At 68.6% G+C, this 21,673-nt stretch carries 23 protein-coding genes; 4 read left to right on the forward strand and 19 right to left on the reverse strand.

Going from position 1 to position 21,673, the window contains the following annotated elements; genetic code table 11:
* Positions 1-189: 189 nt before the first annotated feature.
* Positions 190-1,038, reverse strand: coding sequence for a 3-hydroxyacyl-CoA dehydrogenase family protein (locus ACH4TV_RS08290; RefSeq protein WP_398395561.1), 849 nt, complete (start codon positions 1,036-1,038; stop codon positions 190-192).
* Positions 1,039-1,250: 212 nt separating this feature from the next.
* Between ACH4TV_RS08290 and ACH4TV_RS08295 the strand changes: the two genes are divergently transcribed.
* Positions 1,251-1,838 (forward strand): cob(I)yrinic acid a,c-diamide adenosyltransferase, encoded by a 588-nt coding sequence (locus ACH4TV_RS08295; protein WP_398395563.1) that lies wholly within the window; start codon positions 1,251-1,253, stop codon positions 1,836-1,838.
* A 23-nt stretch (positions 1,839-1,861) separates the two neighbouring features.
* Here ACH4TV_RS08295 and ACH4TV_RS08300 read toward each other — a convergent pair whose 3' ends face one another.
* Positions 1,862-2,014, reverse strand: a complete 153-nt coding sequence (locus ACH4TV_RS08300; protein WP_398395565.1) for a DUF5708 family protein — start codon at positions 2,012-2,014, stop codon at positions 1,862-1,864.
* Between the two features lie 42 nt (positions 2,015-2,056).
* Positions 2,057-2,650, reverse strand: a complete 594-nt coding sequence (locus ACH4TV_RS08305; RefSeq protein WP_398395567.1) for a hypothetical protein — start codon at positions 2,648-2,650, stop codon at positions 2,057-2,059.
* A gap of 152 nt (positions 2,651-2,802) precedes the next feature.
* Between ACH4TV_RS08305 and ACH4TV_RS08310 the strand changes: the two genes are divergently transcribed.
* From ACH4TV_RS08310 to ACH4TV_RS08320, 3 genes are all read left to right on the forward strand, one after another.
* Entirely contained in the window at positions 2,803-3,978 is a 1,176-nt protein-coding gene (locus ACH4TV_RS08310) for a sensor histidine kinase (protein ID WP_398395569.1), read from the forward strand.
* A complete protein-coding gene (locus tag ACH4TV_RS08315) occupies positions 3,975-4,652 on the forward strand; it encodes a response regulator (protein ID WP_398395571.1) in 678 nt (225 codons plus the stop codon). The genes ACH4TV_RS08310 and ACH4TV_RS08315 overlap by 4 nt, the downstream gene beginning before the upstream one ends.
* Positions 4,653-4,778: 126 nt before the next feature.
* Positions 4,779-6,635 carry a glycosyl hydrolase family 18 protein gene (locus ACH4TV_RS08320; protein WP_398395573.1) on the forward strand — a complete coding sequence of 619 codons (1,857 nt, stop codon included), beginning with the start codon at positions 4,779-4,781 and terminating at the stop codon, positions 6,633-6,635.
* Between the two features lie 3 nt (positions 6,636-6,638).
* On the opposite strand, the gene ACH4TV_RS08325 is transcribed toward ACH4TV_RS08320, so the two are convergent.
* From ACH4TV_RS08325 to prfA, 16 genes are all read right to left on the reverse strand, one after another.
* A complete protein-coding gene (locus ACH4TV_RS08325) occupies positions 6,639-7,085 on the reverse strand; it encodes a DUF2550 domain-containing protein (RefSeq protein ID WP_398395575.1) in 447 nt (148 codons plus the stop codon).
* A gap of 130 nt (positions 7,086-7,215) precedes the next feature.
* The gene (locus ACH4TV_RS08330; protein ID WP_398395577.1) at positions 7,216-7,590 is read right to left on the reverse strand and encodes a F0F1 ATP synthase subunit epsilon; all 375 of its coding nucleotides are present in this window, start codon (positions 7,588-7,590) and stop codon (positions 7,216-7,218) included.
* Between the two features lie 129 nt (positions 7,591-7,719).
* Entirely contained in the window at positions 7,720-9,156 is a 1,437-nt protein-coding gene (gene atpD, locus ACH4TV_RS08335) for a F0F1 ATP synthase subunit beta (RefSeq protein WP_398395579.1), read from the reverse strand.
* Entirely contained in the window at positions 9,156-10,073 is a 918-nt protein-coding gene (locus tag ACH4TV_RS08340) for a F0F1 ATP synthase subunit gamma (RefSeq protein WP_398395581.1), read from the reverse strand. Before ACH4TV_RS08340 ends, atpD begins: the two co-directional genes overlap by 1 nt.
* Before the next feature lie 20 nt (positions 10,074-10,093).
* Positions 10,094-11,686 (reverse strand): F0F1 ATP synthase subunit alpha, encoded by a 1,593-nt coding sequence (gene atpA, locus ACH4TV_RS08345; protein WP_398395583.1) that lies wholly within the window; start codon positions 11,684-11,686, stop codon positions 10,094-10,096.
* Positions 11,687-11,845: 159 nt separating this feature from the next.
* Positions 11,846-12,661: a F0F1 ATP synthase subunit delta gene (locus tag ACH4TV_RS08350; RefSeq protein ID WP_398396541.1), complete on the reverse strand. Its 816-nt coding sequence runs from the start codon at positions 12,659-12,661 to the stop codon at positions 11,846-11,848.
* A gap of 2 nt (positions 12,662-12,663) precedes the next feature.
* On the reverse strand, positions 12,664-13,212 hold the full coding sequence (locus tag ACH4TV_RS08355) for a F0F1 ATP synthase subunit B (RefSeq protein WP_398395585.1): 549 nt from the start codon (positions 13,210-13,212) through the stop codon (positions 12,664-12,666).
* A gap of 45 nt (positions 13,213-13,257) precedes the next feature.
* Positions 13,258-13,488 carry an ATP synthase F0 subunit C gene (gene atpE / locus ACH4TV_RS08360; protein WP_398395587.1) on the reverse strand — a complete coding sequence of 77 codons (231 nt, stop codon included), beginning with the start codon at positions 13,486-13,488 and terminating at the stop codon, positions 13,258-13,260.
* Between the two features lie 75 nt (positions 13,489-13,563).
* Positions 13,564-14,334, reverse strand: a complete 771-nt coding sequence (gene atpB / locus ACH4TV_RS08365) for a F0F1 ATP synthase subunit A (RefSeq protein ID WP_398396543.1) — start codon at positions 14,332-14,334, stop codon at positions 13,564-13,566.
* Positions 14,335-14,607: 273 nt separating this feature from the next.
* Positions 14,608-15,045 carry a hypothetical protein gene (locus tag ACH4TV_RS08370; RefSeq protein WP_398395589.1) on the reverse strand — a complete coding sequence of 146 codons (438 nt, stop codon included), beginning with the start codon at positions 15,043-15,045 and terminating at the stop codon, positions 14,608-14,610.
* 297 nt (positions 15,046-15,342) lie between these two features.
* Entirely contained in the window at positions 15,343-16,719 is a 1,377-nt protein-coding gene (locus ACH4TV_RS08375) for an MraY family glycosyltransferase (RefSeq protein ID WP_398395591.1), read from the reverse strand.
* Positions 16,720-16,845: 126 nt separating this feature from the next.
* On the reverse strand, positions 16,846-18,111 hold the full coding sequence (glyA, locus tag ACH4TV_RS08380) for a serine hydroxymethyltransferase (protein ID WP_398395593.1): 1,266 nt from the start codon (positions 18,109-18,111) through the stop codon (positions 16,846-16,848).
* Between the two features lie 74 nt (positions 18,112-18,185).
* Positions 18,186-18,866 (reverse strand): protein-tyrosine-phosphatase, encoded by a 681-nt coding sequence (locus ACH4TV_RS08385; RefSeq protein WP_398395594.1) that lies wholly within the window; start codon positions 18,864-18,866, stop codon positions 18,186-18,188.
* Entirely contained in the window at positions 18,863-19,510 is a 648-nt protein-coding gene (locus ACH4TV_RS08390) for an L-threonylcarbamoyladenylate synthase (RefSeq protein ID WP_398395596.1), read from the reverse strand. Before ACH4TV_RS08390 ends, ACH4TV_RS08385 begins: the two co-directional genes overlap by 4 nt.
* 53 nt (positions 19,511-19,563) lie before the next feature.
* Positions 19,564-20,403 carry a peptide chain release factor N(5)-glutamine methyltransferase gene (prmC, locus tag ACH4TV_RS08395; RefSeq protein WP_398396545.1) on the reverse strand — a complete coding sequence of 280 codons (840 nt, stop codon included), beginning with the start codon at positions 20,401-20,403 and terminating at the stop codon, positions 19,564-19,566.
* Positions 20,404-20,502: 99 nt separating this feature from the next.
* Positions 20,503-21,579, reverse strand: coding sequence for a peptide chain release factor 1 (gene prfA, locus ACH4TV_RS08400; RefSeq protein ID WP_398395598.1), 1,077 nt, complete (start codon positions 21,577-21,579; stop codon positions 20,503-20,505).
* Positions 21,580-21,673: the final 94 nt, after the last annotated feature.

Genomic DNA, 21,673 nt, shown 5'->3' on the forward strand with positions numbered 1-21,673 from the left:
ATGCGCTCCCCGTGAGTACGTGTCGTGCTCCGCGGTCGGTTGGTGGTACGAGCTGATGCAACGTCTGACTGCCTGAGGGGCGGTCAGGTTGCCGTCTGTGAGCGAACCGATACCGAATTCACCCCACAGGGTGATGCCTGAGGGGTTCGTGCGGTTTCCGTGCCTGTTGACTACGTCTGTTGCTACTGCTCAGTGCTTGTAGAAGCCCTGCCCGCTCTTGCGGCCGATGTCACCGGCGTCAACCATCCGGCGCATCAGCTCCGGAGGAGCGAACTTCTCGTCCTGGGACTCGGTGTAGATGTTGCTGGTCGCGTGCAGCAGGATGTCGACCCCGGTGAGGTCGGCGGTGGCCAGCGGGCCCATGGCGTGCCCGAAGCCGAGCTTGCAGGCGAGGTCGATGTCCTCGGCGGTGGCGACACCGGACTCGTACAGCTTGGCCGCCTCGACGACGAGCGCCGAGATCAGCCGGGTCGTCACGAACCCGGCGACGTCCCGGTTGACGACAATGCAGGTCTTGCCGACGGACTCGGCGAACTCCCGTGCGGTGGCGAGGGTTTCGTCGCTCGTCTTGTAGCCGCGGACGAGCTCGCAGAGCTGCATCATCGGCACCGGCGAGAAGAAGTGCACACCGACGACCCGGTCGGGCCGCTCGGTGGCCGCCGCGATCTTGGTGATCGGGATGGCGGAGGTGTTGGAGGCGAGCACGGCGTCCTGGCGCACGATCTTGTCGAGCGCGCGGAAGATCTCGTGCTTGACCTCCAACTTCTCGAAGACCGCCTCGACGACGATGTCCGCGTCGCCGACAGCGTCGAGATCGGTGGTCGTGGTGATGCGTCCGAGGGCGGCCTCGGCGTCGGCCGCGGCCAGCTTGCCCTTGCCCACGAACCTGTCGTACGAGGCCTTGATGCCGTCGGTGCCACGGGTGAGCGCTTCGTCGGTGACATCGCGCAGAACGACGTCCCAGCCCGCCTGGGCGGAGACCTGGGCAATGCCGGAACCCATCAGGCCGGCTCCGATGACGGCAAGCTTCCGTGCCACTGTGCGACTCCCCTGACGCGCTGTTTACCTATGCCTTGATAGGGGCCCCGACTAGGCCTCTTCGGCGGACCTTAGCGGTCGTGAGGGTGCTGTGTGACCGGTAAGTAACGCGCGTCACGTCTCATCTGGCGGACATCACACCGGGCTGGCTCATTACACCCCTCGTACGGCCTAGTTGAGCGGTTGTCCGAGGTCGTCACTACGCTGACCGCATGGTCAATCTGACGCGTATCTACACCAGGACCGGCGACCAGGGCACCACCGCCCTCGGTGACATGAGCAGGGTCGCCAAGACCGATCTGCGGATCTCGGCGTACGCCGACGCCAACGAGGCGAACGCCGCGATCGGGACCGCCGTCGCGCTGGGCGGGCTGGCGGAGGAGGTTGTGAAGGTCCTGACCCGGGTGCAGAACGACCTGTTCGACGTGGGCGCGGACCTGTCGACGCCGGTGGCCGAGAACCCGGAGTACCCGCCGCTGCGTGTCGAGCAGTACTACGTCGACAAGTTGGAGGCGGACTGCGACCGGTTCCTCGAAGACCTGGAGAAACTGCGCTCGTTCATCCTGCCCGGCGGCACCCCCGGCGCCGCCCTGCTGCACCAGGCGTGCACGGTCGTACGCCGGGCCGAGCGCTCCACGTGGGCGGCGCTGGAGGTGCACGGTGCCAAAGGAGAAAATGGCAGTATGAACCCGCTCACCGCGACCTACCTCAACCGCCTGTCGGACCTGCTCTTCATCCTTGCGCGCACCGCCAACAAGGAGGTCGGGGACGTCCTCTGGGTCCCCGGCGGGGAGCGCTGAGGACACCGGGCGGCCCCGACTCCCTACTCCTTGCCCGGCGATGCGCGTGCGGCCTGGAACAGGCCCGTCAGGAGCAGTGCTCCCCCGACGCACATCATGACGACGCCCACCTTCGTCAAGGTGACGAAGGGGAGCTCCACATCCCCGGCGAACAGCCACAGCGCCAGGCCGGTCACCAGGGGGGGCGGCGCCCTCCAGCAGGTTCTTCGTCGCCTGGCTCATCGGCGTGCGCTCTCCTTCTCGAAGGTGGGCCGGTCGGCGTTACCGGTCGCTCCGGGCCCGCCCGGGTCCTTCTTGGGCCAGATCGTGTACGTCAGTGCGATCAGCCCGTGGATGCCGGCGGCCCGCAGCGCCGCCCACTGGAAGGACCGCAACGACGACGTGTCCCCGTCGCCGACATACCAGACCGCCCCCTGAAGCAACGCCCAGGCGACCGCCGCCGCCAGGACCGTGCGCAGCCAGAGGCGGCCCTCGTGGCGGGCGCGGGCCATGCCGTAGCGCGGCGGCTTGGGCGGGGGCGGGGCCCCGCCCAGGCGGTGGGCGGCGTGGCCGTCGAGCCAGCGGATCGTGTAGTGGCCGTACGCCACCGTGAAACCGATGTAGAGCGCGGCCAGACCGTGCTCCCAGCCCGGCTCGGCGCCGTTCCTCAGGTCGATCGCCGTGACGACGAAGAGGACCAGTTCCAGCAGCGGCTCACACAGGAGCAGCACCACGCTGGTGCGGCGCCACTTCAGCAGGTAGCGGGCGGCCAGGCCGAGCGCCAGCAGCACCCAGAAGCCGACCTCGCAGGCGATGATCAGTGCGACGATCACGGTTCGCTCCTCTCGGTCACCCTTACAGGCTCCCGGTGGAATGCCCCGGATTCGTCGTCTGCGGTGAGGAAGTCGCGGTACATCGAAAGATGCAGTTGCGGACCCTTCCCGGGAATCAGGCGGACGGCGCGTGGGCCGTGTTGGATGGAGTCATGGCCCTGCGACCGCCCCGACCGCACCGCTACGACGTGCGCATCGCGCTCGCCGGACTGCTCGGCGGGCTGCTGTTCTGGGCCGTCGGTCTCGACACCCGGCCGGCCAGTGAGTCGATCGTGCTCTGGGAGGGGCGCTGGCCGGTCCTGCTGCCGCTCGCCGTGACCGCCGGCTGCGAGCTGCTGCGGAGGATCCGCCCGCGCACGGGCCTGCTGATCGGCGTTCCCGCGCTGATCCTGGACACCGTCACGCAGGGCAGCCTGGTCACCCTCGTGATGTTCACGGACCTCGTGTACGCGGCCGTGCTGTACGGCCCGCCCGCCACCGCCCGCCGCGTGCCCCGGATCACCGGACTGCTCTCGGTGGCCGCCGCGATCGTGCCCTTCGCCGTGTCGCGGGATCCGGAGGCGCTGCTCATCGGTGTGGTCATCGGCATCGTGGCGTTCACGCCCGCCGCCACCGGCCTGATCGTCCGCAACCACCGTGACGCCGCCGAGGCCGCCCGGCTGCGTGCCGAACAGACCGCACTGCTCGCCGAGTTGGACCGCACCCAGGCGGTGACCTCCGAACGGGCGCGAATGGCAAGGGAGTTGCACGACATGGTCGCCAACCACCTGTCCGCCATCGCGATCCACTCCACGGCCGCGCTCTCCCTCGACAACCCGGACACCTCGCGCCAGGCCCTCGGTGTCATCCGCGAGAACAGCGTGGCGGGACTCGCCGAGATGCGCCGCCTGATCGGCATCCTGCGCGACAGCGGCGGCGACCGGGAACCGGCGGCGGCCCCGACGCTGGACAGCCTCGACCACCTGGTCGACGGCGCCCGCACCAACGGCCTCGACGTCACCCTCGACACCGACCACGGCACCCTGCCGGCCCCGGTCGAGCTGGCCGCGTACCGCATCGTCCAGGAGTCCCTGACCAACGCCCTCAAGCACTCCTCCCCGGGCCGGGTCACGGTGGCGCTCGCCCACCGGGACGGTTCGCTGAGCGTCGCCGTGACCAGCCCGTACGTCGATCACGACAGCCCGCGCGCCCCCGGCTCGGGCGCCGGTCTGGTCGGGATGCGGGAGCGGGTCGCGCTGCTGGGCGGCAGCTTCGCCGCGGGACCGGACGGCGCCCGCTGGGCCGTACGCGCCACGCTGCCCCTCACCGAAGGAGAAGAAGACGTATGACGGAATTAGGACGGGTGAGCCGGGCGAGCCGGCCGATCCGGGTGCTCGTCGCCGAGGACCAGTCGTCCGTACGGGCGGGGCTGGTCCTCATTCTGGGCAGCGCGCCCGACATCGAGGTGGCCGGGGAGGCGGCGGACGGCGAGCAGGCCGTGGCGCTGGCCCGTGAACTGCGGCCGGATCTGGTGCTGATGGACATTCAGATGCCGCGCCTGGACGGGGTGTCGGCGACCCGGCAGGTGGTCGCGGAGGGCCTCGCCGATGTGCTCGTGCTGACCACCTTCGATCTCGACGAGTACGTCTTCGGGGCGCTGCGTGCGGGCGCCTGTGGCTTCCTCCTCAAGAACACGGAGGCGAGGGACCTCATCGAGGCCGTACGGACGGTGGCGCGCGGCGAGGGTCTGATCGCCCCGGCGGTCACCCGGCGCCTGATCGCGGAGTTCGCCGCCAGGCCCGTACGGGAGCCGAAGGCCGACCCGGCCGTCCTGGACACCCTCACCCGCCGGGAACGCGAGGTGCTGTCGTGCCTCGGCGAGGGGCTGTCCAACGCCGGCATCGCGACCCGTCTCGACATGGCGGAGGCGACGGTGAAGACGCACGTCAGCCGGTTGCTGGGCAAGCTGGAGCTGCGCAGCCGGGTTCAAGCAGCCGTGTTGGCACAGGAGTTGGGGATCTGAGGAAGTTGCCGCCGCACTGGTCCAGACCTATTGACCTGTGGTCCAGACCTTCCTATTCTCGCGGCACCGTGGGTGTGAAGGCTCAGTCACGCCCCCTCTCCCTCACAACCCCCAAGGAGGCGCTGCATGCGCTTCGGACACGGCTTCAGGAACAGTTTCGGACACAGCTTCAGACACAGAGCTGTGGCAGGCCTGACCACCCTGCTGCTTCCGCTGGCCGCGATGGTCGGCCTCGCCGGCCCGGCACAGGCGGCCGCTTCCGCCACCGCCACCTACGCCAAGACCCAGGACTGGGGCACCGGCTTCGAGGGCAAGTGGACGGTCGTCAACACCGGTACCACGTCGATCAGTTCATGGACGGTCGAGTGGGACTTCCCCGCCGGCACGTCCGTCACCTCGGCCTGGGACGCCGACGTCACCTCGTCCGGCACCCACTGGACCGCCAAGAACAAGTCCTGGAACGGCACCCTCGCCCCCGGCGCCTCAATCTCCTTCGGCTTCAACGGCGCCGGCACCGGCTCTCCCGCCAACTGCAAGCTCAACGGCGGCAGTTGTGACGGCGGCTCGGTGCCCGGCGACAACGCCCCCTCCGCGCCCGGTACTCCGACGGCATCGGAGGTCACCAACACCTCGGTGAAGCTCAGTTGGAGCGCGGCCACCGACGACAAGGGCATCAAGAACTACGACGTGCTGCGCGACGGCGCCAAGGTCGCGACGGTGACGGCGACCTCGTACACGAACACGGGTCTGACCGCCGGTACGGACTACTCGTACACCGTCCAGGCCCGGGACACCGCCGACCAGACCGGACCGGTGAGTGGCGCGGTCACCGTGCGCACCACCGGCGGCGCCACGAATCCGCCCACCGGGAACAAGGTGAAGCTCGGCTACTTCACCGAGTGGGGCGTCTACGGCCGCAACTACCACGTCAAGAACCTGGTCACCTCGGGCTCGGCGCCGAAGATCACCCACATCAACTACGCGTTCGGCAACGTCAAGAACGGCCAGTGCGTCGTCGACGACACCTACGCGGCCTACGACAAGGCGTACACCGCCGACCAGTCGGTGTCCGGCGCGGCCGACACCTGGGACCAGCCGCTGCGCGGCAACTTCAACCAGCTGCGGCAGCTCAAGGCCAAGTACCCGCACATCAAGGTGCTGTACTCCTTCGGCGGCTGGACCTACTCCGGCGGCTTCGCGCAGGCCGCCGCCAACCCGGCCGCCTTCGCCGCCTCCTGCAAGGCGGTCGTCGAGGACCCGCGCTGGGCGGATGTCTTCGACGGCATCGACATCGACTGGGAGTACCCGAACGCCTGCGGCCTGACCTGTGACACGTCGGGTCCCGCGGCCTTCAAGAACCTGATGTCGGCGCTGCGTTCGCAGTTCGGCGCGAACTACCTGGTCACCGCGGCCATCACCGCCGACGGCTCCTCCGGCGGCAAGATCGACGCGGCCGACTACGGCGGCGCCGCGGCCTACGCCGACTGGTACAACGTAATGACGTACGACTACTTCGGCGCCTTCGACGCGGACGGCCCGACCGCCCCGCACTCGCCGCTCACCTCGTACGCCGGCATCCCGGTCGCGGGCTTCAACTCCGCCGACGCCATCGCCAAGCTGAAGGCCAAGGGCGTCCCGGCGGCGAAGCTCCTGCTGGGCATCGGCTTCTACGGCCGCGGCTGGACCGGCGTCACCCAGTCCGCCCCCGGCGGCGCGGCGACCGGCGCGGCACCGGGCACATACGAGGCGGGCATCGAGGACTACAAGATCCTCAAGACATCCTGCCCGGCCACCGGCACCATCGCCGGCACGGCGTACGCGCGCTGCGGCACCAACTGGTGGTCGTACGACACTCCCGCGACGATCGCCGGCAAGATGACCTGGGCGAAGAACCAGTCCCTGGGCGGCGCGTTCTTCTGGGAGTTCAGCGGGGACACGAGCAACGGGGAGCTGGTGAGCGCGATCAACGGCGGGCTGAACTAGCCCTCAAGCAACATTGACGCGCTGACCTGGCGGGGCTGCTTCCAGCCACGCGAGAAATCCGGTCAGCGCGTCGTCGCTCATCGCCAGCTCCAGCCTGATCCCCCGGTGGAGACAGGCCAGCACGACCGCGTCCGAGAGCAGGGCCAGTTCCTCCTCGCCGTCGGGGGCGCGGCGGCCTGCCACCTCGATCGCCGAGCGTTCCAGGACGCGGCGCGGACGGGGGGAGTACGAGAAGACGCGGTACCACTCGATGCGGTCGCCGTTGTAGCGGGCGACACCGTAGCCCCAGCCCTTGCCGCTGGGGTCGGGTTTCTCCGGTACGTCCCAGCGCAGGCTGCAGTCGAACGTACCGCCGGAGCGTTGGATGAGCCGGCGGCGCAGCCCGAAGACGAACAGGCCCAGCACCACGAACGCCACTACCAAGCCGCACACAGTCAGAGCGAGGATCATCGACACCGACCTCCTCGTCTCCTAGGTAACGGAAAAGAAAAAACATCCGGATTTGCCTCAGCCGCGGCTGGGACCGGCGCTAACCGGTCCCAGCCGCGGCTGAGGCAAAGCATCACATGGTGCGCTGGGGTCAGCGCGCCGCCACGGCCCGCAGTCGGACGTCGGCGCGCCGCTCGGCGGACTCGTCGCCCTCCGCCTTCGCGCGCTCGAGCTCGCGCTCCACGCGCTGGACGTCGATCTCGTCCGCCAGCTCGGCGATCTCCGCCAGCAGTGACAGCTTGTTGTCGGCGAACGAGATGAATCCGCCGTGCGCCGCGGCGACGACCGTTCCACCATCACTCGTACGGATGGTCACCGGGCCCGACTCCAGCACACCGAGCAGCGGCTGGTGACCGGGCATGACGCCGATGTCGCCGGACGTGGTACGCGCGACCACCAGGGTGGCCTCGCCGGACCAGACCTTACGGTCGGCAGCGACCAGCTCGACGTGCAGCTCAGCAGCCACGGTTGGCTCCTCGGGTCACCACCCGGCTGTTGTACCGGGTGTTGGGATCAATTCTAGTGGTAGTGCGGAGAGGGGCAGGACGCACCCCGCGAAGGGTGCCCCCCTGCCCCTCTCCCAAGAGCGCGGGGGTCAGGAGACGCCCAGCTCCTTCGCGTTCTTCTTCAGGTCCTCAATGCCACCGCAGAGGAAGAACGCCTGCTCCGGGAAGTGGTCGTAGTCGCCGTCGATGATCGCGTTGAACGCGGTGATCGACTCGTCCAGCGGTACGTCCGACCCGTCGACGCCGGTGAACTGCTTGGCGACGTGGGTGTTCTGGGACAGGAAGCGCTCCACGCGACGGGCACGGTGGACGACGAGCTTGTCCTCCTCGCCGAGCTCGTCGATACCGAGGATCGCGATGATGTCCTGAAGGTCCTTGTACTTCTGGAGGACCGTCTTGACGCGCATCGCGGTGTTGTAGTGCTCCGCCGCGATGTAGCGCGGGTCGAGGATGCGGGACGTGGAGTCCAGCGGGTCCACGGCCGGGTAGATGCCCTTCTCGGAGATCGGACGGGAGAGAACCGTCGTCGCGTCGAGGTGGGCGAACGTGGTGGCCGGGGCCGGGTCGGTCAGGTCGTCCGCGGGGACGTAGATCGCCTGCATCGAGGTGATCGAGTGACCACGGGTCGAGGTGATGCGCTCCTGGAGGAGACCCATCTCGTCGGCCAGGTTCGGCTGGTAACCCACCGCGGAGGGCATACGGCCGAGCAGGGTCGAGACCTCTGAACCGGCCTGCGTGAAGCGGAAGATGTTGTCGATGAAGAACAGCACGTCCTGCTTCTGCACATCGCGGAAGTACTCCGCCATGGTCAGACCCGCCAGGGCCACGCGCAGACGGGTGCCCGGGGGCTCGTCCATCTGGCCGAAGACCAGCGCGGTCTTGTCGATGACGCCCGACTCGGACATCTCCTCGATGAGGTCGTTGCCCTCACGGGTGCGCTCGCCGACACCGGCGAACACGGAGACACCGTCGTGGTTGTTGGCGACGCGGTAGATCATCTCCTGGATGAGCACCGTCTTGCCGACACCGGCACCGCCGAACAGGCCGATCTTTCCACCCTTGACGTACGGGGTGAGAAGGTCGATGACCTTGACGCCGGTCTCGAACATCTCGGTCTTCGACTCGAGCTCGTCGAAGCGCGGGGCCTTGCGGTGGATGGACCAACGCTCACCCGAGTACTGCTCCTCGGAGTTCAGTACCTCACCGAGGGTGTTGAACACCTTGCCCTTGGTGAAGTCACCGACCGGGACGGTGATGCCCGTACCCGTGTTGGTGACCGCGGCCTGGCGGACCAGACCGTCGGTGGGCTGCATCGAGATCGTGCGGACCAGGCCGTCACCCAGGTGCTGGGCGACCTCCAGGGTCAGCGTCTTCTTCGCGCCGTCGAGGGCCGGGTCGGCCACCTCGACGTGAAGGGCGTTGTAGATCTCCGGCATGGCGTCGACGGGGAATTCCACGTCGACGACCGGGCCGATTACCCGGGCGACGCGGCCCGTGGCAACGGCCGTCTCAACTGTCGTCGTCATTACCTGTCACTCCCCGCGGTCGCGTCGGCCAGGGCTGCGGTGCCACCGACGATCTCGCTGATTTCCTGGGTGATTTCGGCCTGTCGGGCCGCGTTGGCAAGTCGGGAGAGCGTCGTGATGAGGTCTCCCGCGTTGTCGGTGGCCGACTTCATCGCGCGGCGCGTGGCGGCATGCTTGGAAGCAGCCGACTGGAGCATCGCGTTGTAGATACGGCTCTCGACGTACCGCGGCAGCAGGGCGTCGAGGACGTCCTCCGCCGACGGCTCGAAGTCGTACAGCGGAAGGATCTCGCCCTTGCCGGTCGTCTCTGCCGCGACGTCGTCGAGGCGGAGTGGCAACAGACGGCTGTCGACCGCGTTCTGCGTCATCATCGAGACGTACTCGGTGTAGACGATGTGGAGTTCGTCCACGCCGCCGTCCGCCGTCTCCTTCTCGATGGCCTCGATGAGCGGACCCGCGACCTTCTTCGCGTCCGCGTACGACGGCTGGTCGGTGAAGCCCGACCACGACTCCACGACCTTGCGCTCGCGGAAGTTGTAGTGGGCCAGACCACGGCGGCCGACGATGTACGTGTCGACCTCCTTGCCCTCCGCCTCAAGGCGCGCCGTCAGCTTCTCGGCGGCCTTGATCGCGTTGGAGTTGAAGGCGCCGGCCAGACCGCGGTCGCTCGTGAGGAGCAGGACCGCGGAACGGGTCGGCGCCTCGGCCTCGGTGGTCAGCGGGTGCTTGGTGTTAGAGCCGGTGCCGACCGCCGTGACCGCGCGGGTGAGCTCGGTCGCGTACGGCGCGGAGGCCGCCACCTTGCGCTGCGCCTTGACGACACGCGAGGCGGCGATCATCTCCATCGCCTTGGTGATCTTCTTGGTCGCGGTGACGGACTTGATGCGACGCTTGTAGACCCGGAGCTGGGCTCCCATGAGTCAGGTCCCTTCCGTCGTCACTTGCCGGCGGCGGCAGGGGCGTCTTCGCCGAGAAGCTTGCCGTCCGAGGTCTCGAACTGCTTCTTGAACTCCACGACGGCGTCGCCGATGGCGGTGATGGTGTCGTCCGACATCTTCGCGCCCTCCTTGATGGAGGTCATGAGGCCCTGCTCCTTGCGGTGCAGGTACTCCAGGAGCTCCTTCTCGAAGCGGCGGATGTCGCCCACCGGCACCTCGTCCATACGGCCGGTGGTGCCGGTCCAGATGGAGACGACCTGGTCCTCGGTGGCCATCGGCTCGTACTGAGCCTGCTTGAGCAGCTCGACCAGTCGCTGACCTCGCTCCAGCTGCGACTTCGACGCGGCGTCCAGGTCGGAACCGAAGGCGGCGAACGCCTCCAGCTCACGGTACTGGGCGAGGTCGAGGCGCAGTCGGCCGGACACCTGGCGCATGGCCTTGTGCTGCGCGGAACCGCCGACTCGGGAGACGGAGATACCGACGTTCAGCGCGGGGCGCTGACCGGCGTTGAACAGGTCCGACTCCAGGAAGCACTGGCCGTCGGTGATGGAGATGACGTTGGTCGGGATGAACGCCGAGACGTCGTTGGCCTTCGTCTCGACGATCGGCAGACCGGTCATCGAGCCCGCGCCCAGCTCGTCGGAGAGCTTCGCGCAGCGCTCCAGCAGGCGGGAGTGGAGGTAGAAGACGTCACCCGGGTAGGCCTCACGGCCCGGCGGGCGGCGCAGCAGCAGCGACACGGCGCGGTAGGCGTCGGCCTGCTTCGAGAGGTCGTCGAAGATGATGAGGACGTGCTTGCCCTCGTACATCCACTGCTGACCGATGGCCGAACCGGTGTACGGCGCCAGGTACTTGAAGCCGGCCGGGTCGGACGCCGGGGCGGCGACGATGGTCGTGTACTCCAGCGCGCCGGCCTCTTCGAGGGCGCCACGCACGGAGGCGATGGTCGAGCCCTTCTGACCGATGGCGACGTAGACGCAGCGGACCTGCTTCTTCGGGTCGCCCGAACGCCAGTTGTCACGCTGGTTGATGATCGTGTCGACGGCCAGAGCGGTCTTGCCCGTCTGACGGTCGCCGATGACCAGCTGACGCTGGCCACGGCCGATCGGGGTCATCGCGTCGACGGCCTTGTAGCCCGTCTCCATCGGCTCGTGCACCGACTTTCGCGCCATGACGCCCGGAGCCTGCAGCTCAAGGGCGCGACGACCGCTGGTCTCGATCTCGCCGAGGCCGTCGATCGGGTTGCCGAGCGGGTCGACGACGCGACCGAGGTAGCCCTCGCCGACCGCCACCGACAGGACCTCGCCGGTACGGGTGACCGGCTGGCCCTCCTCGATACCGCTGAACTCGCCGAGGATGACGGTTCCGATCTCGCGCTCTTCGAGGTTGAGCGCGAGTCCGAGGGTGCCGTCCTCGAACTTCAGCAGTTCGTTGGCCATGGCCGAGGGCAGGCCCTCGACCTTCGCGATGCCGTCGCCGGCAAGGGTGACCGTACCGACCTCCTCGCGCGAGGCCGCGTCCGGCTTGTACGACTGGACGAAGTTCTCCAGCGCATCCCGGATCTCCTCCGGCCGGATCGTGAGCTCCGCCATCTGGGTTCCCTGCTCTCCTTGTTGGGCCCGAAGTTTCACTTGGGGGGATGGGGACTCCCCCCAAAAAGAGGTGAATCCTCTGCACGGCCCAACCAGGGCCGTAAGAAATTACGTACTACGAATATTGAGTTGCTGCGTACTGCGTGGCTGCCGGGCGGGCTAGCCCGCCATGCGGCGGCCGGCGTCGTCGATCCGGTCCGCGATGCTGCCGTTGATGACCTCGTCGCCGACCAGCACCCGGATCCCGCCGAGGACCTCGGGTTCCACGTCGAGGTTGAGGTGCATCTGGCGGCCGTAGAGCTTCGCGAGGGCGGCGCCGAGGCGCTGCTTCTGCGGGTCGCTCAGCGGAACCGCCGAGGTGACGACGGCGACCATGCGGTCCCGGCGTTCGGCGGCGAGCTTGGACAGGGACTCGAGTCCCGCTTCCAGGCTACGTCCCCGCGGCGCGGTCACAAGGCGCGTCACCAGACGCTCGGTGGTGGCCTCGGCCCTGCCCCCGAGCAGGCTGCGGAGCAGCTCGCTCTTGGCGGCGGTGGTCGCGGCACGGTCGGTCAGCGCGGCGCGCAGCTCGGTGTTCGAGGTGACGATCCGGCCGAACCGGAACAGCTCGTCCTCGACGTTGTCGAGCTTGCCCGTCTGCTGGGCGGCGGTGAGGTCGGCGAGGTCCGCCAGCTCCTCCAGCGTGTCCACGAGGTCGCGCGAGCGCGACCAGCGGGAACGCACCATGCCGGCCACCAGGTCGGTGGTGGGCCCGCCGACCTGGCTGCCGAAGAGGCGCTGGGCCAGCTCGGCCTTGGACTCTCCGGACTGCGCCGGGTCGGTGAGGACCCGACGCAGTGACACCTCGCGGTGCAGCAGCGCGGTGACCGCGGCCAGCTCCGCGGCCAGCAGCTTCGCGTCGGCGGACGTCGAGTCCGTCAGCGCGTCGAGACGCTCACGTGCGGCGGCGGCAGCCTCGCGACTGGCTCCGTGCACAGTCATCGAGTCGCCTCGGCCTTCTCCTCAAGGTCGTCGAGGAAACGGTCGATCACGCGGCTCTGCCGAGCGTGGTCCTCCAGGGACTCACCGACGAGCTTGCCGGCCAGGTCGGTGGCGAGCTTGCCGACGTCCTGGCGGAGCGCGGACGACGCGGCCTTACGGTCGGCGTCGAGCTGCGAGTGACCGGCGGCGACGATCTCCTCGCGCTGCCGCTGGCCTTCCGCACGCATCTCGGCGATGAGCACAGCACCCTGCTCCTGCGCCTCCTGGCGCAGCCGCGCGGCTTCGTGCCGGGCCTCGGCGAGCTGAGCCTTGTACTGCTCGAGCACGCTCTGGGCCTCGACCTTCATGGCGTCGGCCTCTTCGATACCGCCTTCGATCGCCGTGCGACGCTCCTCCAGAACCTTGTTGATGTTCGGAAGCAGCTTCTTCCAGAAGAAGAAGAACACAATGGCGAAGGCGATGGCGCCGACAAGCAGCTCGGGACCGGGCGGGATGAGCGGGTTCTGCTCCTCCTCGGCCGCCAGCTGTACCAGGTTGGCGATCACATCAGTGCCTTTCCTTGAAAGGTTTCGATCGTCGGGTTCGTCGGTCTAGTAGACGAACGGCATGACGATGCCGATGAGGGCGAGCGCCTCACAGAACGCGAAACCGAGGATCTGGTTGGCACGGATCAGACCGGCCGCTTCGGGCTGGCGGGCCAGCGCCTGGGTGCCGTTACCGAAGATGATGCCGACGCCGACGCCGGGGCCGATGGCCGCAAGGCCGTAGCCGACGGCGCCGATGTTGCCTTCAAGGGCGGCGAGGGTCTCAAGGGCAGCCATGCTGTTCTTCCTTCTCTTTCAGGACCGGTGGGGGTTGGCCACCGGACGTTCTCAGGGGTTAGGAGGAGTTGTGGCTCAGTGGTGCTCGGCGAGAGCGCCCTGAATGTAGGAGCTGGCCAGCAGCACGAACACGTACGCCTGGACGGCCTGGACGAAAAGCTCGAAGCCGATCATGACCACGGCCATCACGAAGGACACACCGGCGGCCGGGACCATCCAGCTGTTCAGCAGGTACCAGGATGCGACGGTGAACATGACCAGCATCAGGTGGCCGGCGAACATGTTCGCGAAGAGTCGCACCGCGTGTGTGAACGGTCGCACGAGTGTGTTCGAGAAGAACTCGATGACCATGACGAGCGGCAGCACCGGGCCGAGCGACTTGTCGTAGCCGGTGAGGTTCTTGAAGCCGCCGACGAAGCCGTGCCGCTTGAAGGTCACCGACATCCACACCACGTAGACGATGCCTGAGAGCACCATCGGATAGGCGATGACCGACGAGACCGGGAACTGGGCCAGCGGGATCACGGACCAGATGTTCATGATCCAGATGAAGAAGAACAGCGAGACCATCAGAGGGACGTACTTCTCGCCCTCCTTCTTGCCGATGGTCTCGTAAACGATGCCGCGGCGTACGAAGTCGTAGCCGGCCTCGCCGATCATCTGGAGCTTGCCCGGCACCACCTTCGCCTTGCCGAAGGCAAGGGTGAAGAAGGTGACGACCAGGAGCGTGGTGATGAGCGCGAGCATCATCACCTTGTTGAACTCGAACCCGCCGACCGTGGCGATCGGCTTGAAGAGGAACGAGTGCAGGCCCGGAGCCGGGAAGCCACAGCCGTTGTCGGACATGATCCGACAGCTCCAGTCAAAGGCGAGCTGGGTCTGGTCAGCACTCACCACGGGCTCCTTCGGCGTGACGCATGGGTACGGCAACCTCGTTGTGTCGGCGCGGCGCGCAGCCGCGGTTCGGCACTGGACTGGTCTTACGGATGTGGGGGCGGCGGTGGGGCATCAAGCCTCGCGATTGAGCAGGCGTCAGCTCAGATGCCCGCGCCCGCGATGCCGCAGTTGGCACCGGACGATAGCAGGATCTCTCACACGCGCTTATCCCGGCCCTACCTCTCACGACGAGTGCCCCGTCTTTTCGGGCCTGTCCCCCATCGTGGAGTCGGGTTCAACGTAGAGGATCTTCGACTTCATGTGGGCACGCGCCTGCGCCGCGATCCAGGCGAGCGTGCCTGCGAGCAGCGTGAGCGCGAAGGCCCGGGGGTTGAACAGCGTCGTGTTCTTGAACGCCGCGACAAAGATGAACAGCAGAAGAATTTGCGCCGCATACAGCATCAGGCCCATGGCCTGGAACAGATGCGGAAGCGTTTTGGCAGTGCGCTGCAGAACGTAAAGCCCGACCCCCATGAAGAGAATCGCCACCAGCGTCGCGACAACCGCCCCGATCGCTCCGTCAGCACCCGCGACCACCGCGCTGACGACGGCGGCAAGCGCACCGACGGCAGCTGTGGGCACAGCGGACTGAAGCAGGATCCGGGCGTCATTGGACGGCATGGCGGCAACTCCGCTTTCACAGGGGGGCAGGTGTCGTCATGGACGAGCGTAGTCCCCGGTTCGAGCAGAGAAACTCGCGCCAACGGACCGTCGCACTGCGGTCCTTCGGCTCCGTCCGGGGTTCTCGTGAACCGTATCACAAACTATTTGATGAGGTCTTTACCTGGATGGTGTGCTCGGTGTCACACATGAGAGTGAACCTGCGCGTCTGTGCAGAATCGGCGCCGACTTGTCTGGTATTGGAGCACTTTGCTCTCGCGGGCTCAGGCAAAGTGTTAGTCAGATTCTTACCTTGCCTCAGCGCGACGACCCGGCCTTGCGCCGGTCCACCAGTCGCGCACGGGCGCCGATCGCCGTCGCCCCGTTGACTCCGGAGACCCCGGCACGCACCGGCGCCCGGTGTTCCGGGGCGGCCGGCTCGGCAGCTCCCTCGACGGCCCCCTCGGCGGCCATGGCCGGCACCGAGGCAGCGGGCGCGGTCGCCCCGGCCGCGGCCTCCGACGCCCGGCTCCGCCGGTACCGCGGCGGCACGAACCGCTCGGCCCAACGCGGGGTGCGCGGCGTGAAGCGCGGCAGCAGCAGGAGTACGAGCCCGATCGCGCTCAGCGCCACCACACTGAGGACGATCCACATGGACGCGTTGTTGACCGAGTAGGACAGGGCGCCGAAGGCGATGAGCGCCGACCAGAAGTACATGATCAGGACGGCCCTGCTGTGCGAGTGCCCGACCTCCAGGAGCCGGTGGTGCAGATGCCCCCGGTCCGCGGCGAACGGCGACTGTCCGCGCCAGGTGCGCCGCACGATGGCCAGCACCAGGTCGGCCGCCGGGATCGCGATGATGGTGAGCGGCATCAGCAGCGGGATGTAGACCGGCACCATCTGGTGCACGGTGTTGCGCTCGGACCCGGAGAACAGGTTCATCGCGTCGGGGTCGATCTGCCCGGTGATGGAGATCGCGCCGGCGGCCAGCACCAGCCCGATGAGCATCGACCCGGAGTCGCCCATGAAGATCCGCGCGGGGTGCATGTTGTGCGGCAGGAAGCCGACGCACATGCCCATCAGGATCACCGAGAACAGCGTCGCCGGGGCGGCGGCCTCGATGCCGTACGAGACCCAGACGCGGTAGGCGTACAGGAAGAACGCGGCCGACGCGATGCACACCATGCCGGCCGCGAGACCGTCGAGGCCGTCGACGAAGTTCACCGCGTTGATGGTGATGACGACGAGCGCGACCGTCAGCAGGGTGCCCTGCCACTGGGTCAGCGCCACGTTGCCGACGCTCGGGATCGGCAGCCACAAGATCGTCAGACCCTGCATGACCATCACGCCCGCGGCGATCATCTGCCCGCCGAGCTTGATCAGGGCGTCGATCTCGAACTTGTCGTCGAGCACACCGATCAGCCAGATGAGCGCGGCGCCGGAGAGCAGCGCCCTCGGCTCGTTCGAGTTCTCGAAGACCTCGTTGAGGTTGGTCAGGTGGTCGGCGACCAGCAGGCCGGCGCACAGCCCGAAGAACATCGCGATCCCGCCGAGCCGCGGAGTGGGTTCCCGGTGCACGTCACGGGCCCTGATCTCCGGCACCGCTCCGGCCACGATCGCGAACTTCCGCACCGGCCCTGTCAGCAGATACGTCACCGCGGCCGTGATGCAGAGCGTCAGCAGGTATTCACGCACAGGCTTCCCCACAGGTCTCGCTGGCCATCCAGGCCCCACACCCTAGCGAGGCACGCATAAGGTTGGGGACTTCCGGGTAGCGACGATGGTTGCACGCGGGCCTGTGCACGGGATGACGATTACCCTTCACCGCCCGGGATAAGGCGGAAATCTACCGGCCAGCTCCCGCACTTCTTCACGCGCCCCACCGCTCTCGACAGCCCCACGCAGCACGGCCGCACACAGCACCGCGATCCGCGCCATCTCGGCCTCGCCCATCCCCTGCGTGGTCAGCGCCGCCGTCCCCAGCCGCAGCCCCCGCGCGTCTGCGTGCGGCAACGCACAGCAGTCCAGAACCACTCCCGCGGCTGAGAGCAGCCCCCGTGCGCTGCGCCCGTCCACCCCCAGCGGCGCCGGATCGACGGTGATCAGATGCGTGTCCGTGCCCCCCGTGGTGACGACGAACCCCTCGGCGGCCAGCTCCGCCGCCAGCACCCGTGCGTTGGCGACCACCTGATGGGCGTACGCCGTGAAGGCCGGCGTCGCGGCCTCGCCGAAGGCGACGGCCTTGGCGGCGATCGTGTGCATCTGCGCGCCCCCCTGCGTGAACGGGAAAACCGCCCGGTCGACCCGTTCTGCCAGCTCGGCGCCGCACAGCAGCATCCCGCCGCGCGGCCCGCGCAGCACCTTGTGGGTGGTCGCGCAGACGACGTCGGCGTACGGCACGGGGCTGGGCGCCGCTCCCCCGGCGACGAGCCCGATGGGGTGGGCGGCGTCGGCGATGAGATAGGCGCCTACCTCATCGGCGATCTCACGGAAGACTGCGTAGTCGATGTGCCGGGGGTAGGCGATGGACCCGCAGACGATCGCTTTGGGGCGGTGGGTGCGGGCCAGGGCGCGCACCTGCTCGTAGTCGATGAGCCCGCTCTCCGCGTCCACGCCGTAGGGCACGAAGTCGAACCAGCGCCCGGAGAAGTTGGCGGGCGACCCGTGCGTGAGATGTCCGCCGTACGGCAGCCCGAGGGCGAGGACGGTGTCACCGGGGCGCAGGAGGGCCGCGTAGGCGGCCAGGACGGCCGAAGACCCGGAGTGGGACTGGACGTTGGCGTGTTCGGCGCCGAACAGCGCCCTGGCCCGTTCCACGGCGATGCGCTCGGCGACGTCGACGATCTCGCAGCCGCCGTGGTGCCGGGCGCCGGGATACCCCTCGGCGTACTTGTTGGCGAGCGGCGAGCCGAGCGCGGCCAGCACGGCGGGCGAGGTGAAGTTCTCGGCGGCGATCAGCTGGAGGGTCGTCGACTGGCGTTCGACCTCCCCGAGCAGCACCTCGGCAAGCTCGGGATCCTGCCGGCGCAGACCATCAACACCGGCACTGGCAGCTGCATCGGCCTCAGGGGCACGCGTGACCGACATGGTGGACTCCGGGCGTCGACGGTGACGTACGTCCAATGTAGGCCTGGGAGAGCAGGTACGCCCGGTACATGCGCCTACGTACGCGCGGCAACGCCCGTCAGAGCCGTGACCACCGGATCCAGGGCCTGCTGTATCTCGTCCCCGATGGACCGGAAGAACGTGAGGGGCGCCCCGTAGGGGTCGAACACCTCGTCCGCCTCCGCCGTGGGCGCGAGAAGCCACCCGCGTAGAGCCGCCGCGGCGCGGACCAGGGCCCGCGCCCGTTCGATCATCCCGTCGTCCAGGGGAGGCAGGGTCGCCGGGTCGATCGCCTTCACCAGGCGCGTGAACTCCTTCAGCGTGAACGTGCGCAGCCCCGCCGAGTGCCCCATCGAGATGACCTGCGCGCGGTGGTCCCGCGTCGCCGTCAGCACCAGGTCGGCGCGGATCACGTGCTCGTCGAGCAGTTCACGCCCGGTGAAGCCGGAGGCGTCCGCGCCGAAGTCCGCGAGGACCGCCTCCGCGTTGGCCTCCATGGGTGCGCCCTCGTGGCCCCACGTACCGGCGCTCTCCACGATCAGGCCGCCCCACAGGGGGTCGCCGAGCCGGTCCGCCAGGGCATGGCGGGTCAGCCGCTCGGTGATCGGCGAGCGGCACACGTTGCCGGTGCTGACATGGAGGATGCGGAAGGCGTCCCGCGAGGCCCCGTTCCAGTGCTGAGCCCCCGTGACCCCCGTGCGCATGCCTATGCCACGCCCCGCGTCAGGGGCTGTCAATTCGCCACCTCGAGGTCGGGGACCACCTTGCGCAGCTCCTCGGCCGACAGCGCGCCCGCGCGCAGCAGGACCGGCACCTTGCCCGTGACGTCGACGATCGACGACGGGACGATTCCGGGCGTGGGGCCGCCGTCCAGGTAGACGGAGACGGAGTCGCCGAGCATCTCCTGGGCGGCGTCACAGTCCTCGGGCGCGGGGTGGCCGGTCAGGTTGGCGGAGGAGACCGCCATGGGGCCGACCTCGGTCAGCAGCTCGATGGCGACCGGGTGCAGGGGCATCCGGACGGCGACCGTGCCGCGGGTGTCCCCCAGGTCCCACTGCAGGGACGGCTGGTGCTTGGCGACGAGTGTGAGGGCGCCCGGCCAGAAGGCGTCGACGAGTTCCCAGGCCATCTCGGAGAAGTCCGTGACCAGGCCGTGCAGGGTGTTCGGGGAGCCGATGAGAACGGGCGTGGGCATGCCACGGCCGCGTCCCTTGGCCTCCAGGAGGTCGTTGACGGCCTCGGAGGAGAACGCGTCGGCGCCGATGCCGTACACCGTGTCGGTCGGGAGGACCACCAGTTCGCCCCGGCGGACGGCGGACGCGGCCTCGCGCAGACCGGTCACGCGGTCGGTCGCGTCGTTGGTGTCGTATCGCCGAGCCATTTAACGGGCCTCCTCGTACACGTACTGCCGGCTTGAAGTCGTGGTGTGCGCGCTCACGGCATCGCCCTGCGGGCCGTCGCGAAGCGCGGGCGGTTGTTGAGGTCCGGGTGGTCGGCCGCGTCGGCCCAGCCCCGTTCCTCGGTGAAGATCCACGGCACCTGGCCGCCCTGGGTGTCCGCGTGCTCGACGACGACGACGCCGCCGGGCCGCAGCAGCCGGTGCGCGGTGCGCTCCAGACCCCGGATGAGGTCGAGGCCGTCCTCGCCCGAGAACAAGGCGAGTTCGGGGTCGTGGTCCCGGGCCTCGGGAGCGACGTACTCCCACTCCGTGAGCGGGATGTACGGCGGGTTGGCGATGACCAGGTCGACCTGGCCGTCGAGGTCCGGGAAGGCGTCCAGGGCGTCGCCCTGGCGCAGGTCGACCCTGGACCCCTCGACGTTCTTGCGGGTCCACGCCAGGGCGTCCTCGGACAGCTCCACGGCGTGCACCCGGGAACGCGGGACCTCCTGGGCGAGGGCCAGCGCGATGGCGCCGGAACCGGTGCACAGGTCGACGATCAGCGGCTCGACCACGTCCATCGCACGGACCGCGTCTATCGCCCAGCCGACGACCGACTCGGTCTCGGGACGCGGTACGAACACCCCTGGCCCGACCTGGAGTTCCAGGTACCGGAAGAAGGCACGCCCGGTGATGTGCTGGAGCGGCTCGCGGGCCTCACGGCGGGCGATGACCTCCCAGTAGCGGGCGTCGAAGTCGGTGTCCTTGACGGTGTGCAGCGTGCCCCGCTTCACGCCGTGCACGAACGCGGCAAGCTCCTCCGCGTCGTTGCGCGGCGAGGGCACGCCCGCGTCGGCCAGCCGCTGGGTGGCCTGCGCCACCTCCGCGAGCAGCAAGCTGCGGGGGCTCGGGGGCCGTCCCCCAATGTTCTGCTGCACGCTGGATCCTCCGGGTACTCGTGACTCGTACGGGGCCCGTACGAGCTCGTACGGGGCTTACGCTGCCGCGAGCTTCGCGGCGGAGTCCGCGTCGACACAGGCCTGGATGACGGCGTCGAGGTCGCCGTCCAGCACCTGGTCGAGGTTGTAGGCCTTGAAGCCGACGCGGTGGTCCGAGAGGCGATTCTCCGGGAAGTTGTACGTACGGATCTTCTCGGAGCGGTCGACCGTGCGGACCTGGCTGCGGCGGGCGTCGGCGGCCTCCTTCTCCGCTTCCTCCACGGCTGCCGCGAGGAGCCTGGAGCGCAGGATACGCATCGCCTGCTCCTTGTTCTGCAGCTGGCTCTTCTCGTTCTGGCAGGAGGCGACGACTCCGGTGGGAACGTGCGTGATGCGCACCGCCGAGTCGGTCGTGTTGACGGACTGACCGCCGGGACCGGAGGAGCGGTACACGTCGATGCGGAGGTCGTTCGGGTTGATCTCGACGTCGACCTCCTCCGCCTCGGGGGTCACGAGCACACCGGCCGCGGAGGTGTGGATACGGCCCTGGGACTCGGTCGCCGGCACACGCTGTACGCGGTGCACCCCGCCCTCGTACTTCAGCCGCGCCCAGACGCCCTGGCCGGGCTCGGTGGCACCGTTGCCGCCCTTGGTCTTCACGGCGACCTGGACGTCCTTGTAGCCGCCCAGCTCGGACTCGGTGGCGTCGATGATCTCGGTCTTCCAGCCGACGCGCTCCGCGTACCGCAGGTACATGCGCAGCAGGTCACCGGCGAACAGGGCGGACTCGTCGCCGCCGGCGCCCGCCTTGACCTCCAGGATGACGTCCTTGTCGTCGTTGGGGTCACGCGGAACGAGCAGCAGGCGCAGCCTCTCGGTGAGGTCCTCGCGCTGCTTCTCCAGTTCCTTGACCTCGGCGACGAAGTCGGGGTCGTCGAGGGCGAACTCCTTCGCCGTGACGATGTCGTCCCCGGTCTGCTTCCAGGAGCGGTAGGTCGTGACGATCGGGGTCAGCTCGGCGTAGCGCTTGTTGAGCTTGCGCGCGTTGGCCTGGTCGGAGTGGACCGACGGGTCGGCGAGCTTCTTCTCCAGGTCGGCGTGCTCGGTGAGCAGATCCTCGACGGCCTCGAACATGGTGGCTCCTGAAAACGTGTGGTGCGTGGGGGAAGGCGGGCGACCAAAAACGCCGGTCCAGGTACGCCCCGGAGGGCGACCGTGGACCGGCGCT

It is taken from the genome of Streptomyces sp. NPDC020898, from assembly GCF_044333925.1.
In the GTDB taxonomy this organism is placed as follows: domain Bacteria; phylum Actinomycetota; class Actinomycetes; order Streptomycetales; family Streptomycetaceae; genus Streptomyces.

Excerpts from the sequence above, each read along its gene's own strand:
- atpA (WP_398395583.1), bottom strand. The coding sequence starts at position 11,686 with ATGGCGGAGCTCACGATCCGGCCGGAGGAGATCCGGGATGCGCTGGAG.
- ACH4TV_RS08370 (WP_398395589.1), bottom strand. The coding sequence starts at position 15,045 with ATGCCGTCCAATGACGCCCGGATCCTGCTTCAGTCCGCTGTGCCCACA.
- ACH4TV_RS08315 (WP_398395571.1), top strand. The coding sequence starts at position 3,975 with ATGACGGAATTAGGACGGGTGAGCCGGGCGAGCCGGCCGATCCGGGTG.
- prfA (WP_398395598.1), bottom strand. The coding sequence starts at position 21,579 with ATGTTCGAGGCCGTCGAGGATCTGCTCACCGAGCACGCCGACCTGGAG.
- ACH4TV_RS08310 (WP_398395569.1), top strand. The coding sequence starts at position 2,803 with ATGGCCCTGCGACCGCCCCGACCGCACCGCTACGACGTGCGCATCGCG.
- ACH4TV_RS08340 (WP_398395581.1), bottom strand. The coding sequence starts at position 10,073 with ATGGGAGCCCAGCTCCGGGTCTACAAGCGTCGCATCAAGTCCGTCACC.
- glyA (WP_398395593.1), bottom strand. The coding sequence starts at position 18,111 with ATGTCGGTCACGCGTGCCCCTGAGGCCGATGCAGCTGCCAGTGCCGGT.
- atpB (WP_398396543.1), bottom strand. The coding sequence starts at position 14,334 with ATGTCCGACAACGGCTGTGGCTTCCCGGCTCCGGGCCTGCACTCGTTC.
- atpE (WP_398395587.1), bottom strand. The coding sequence starts at position 13,488 with ATGGCTGCCCTTGAGACCCTCGCCGCCCTTGAAGGCAACATCGGCGCC.
- ACH4TV_RS08320 (WP_398395573.1), top strand. The coding sequence starts at position 4,779 with ATGCGCTTCGGACACGGCTTCAGGAACAGTTTCGGACACAGCTTCAGA.
- ACH4TV_RS08390 (WP_398395596.1), bottom strand. The coding sequence starts at position 19,510 with ATGGCTCGGCGATACGACACCAACGACGCGACCGACCGCGTGACCGGT.
- ACH4TV_RS08295 (WP_398395563.1), top strand. The coding sequence starts at position 1,251 with ATGGTCAATCTGACGCGTATCTACACCAGGACCGGCGACCAGGGCACC.
- atpD (WP_398395579.1), bottom strand. The coding sequence starts at position 9,156 with ATGACGACGACAGTTGAGACGGCCGTTGCCACGGGCCGCGTCGCCCGG.
- ACH4TV_RS08325 (WP_398395575.1), bottom strand. The coding sequence starts at position 7,085 with ATGATCCTCGCTCTGACTGTGTGCGGCTTGGTAGTGGCGTTCGTGGTG.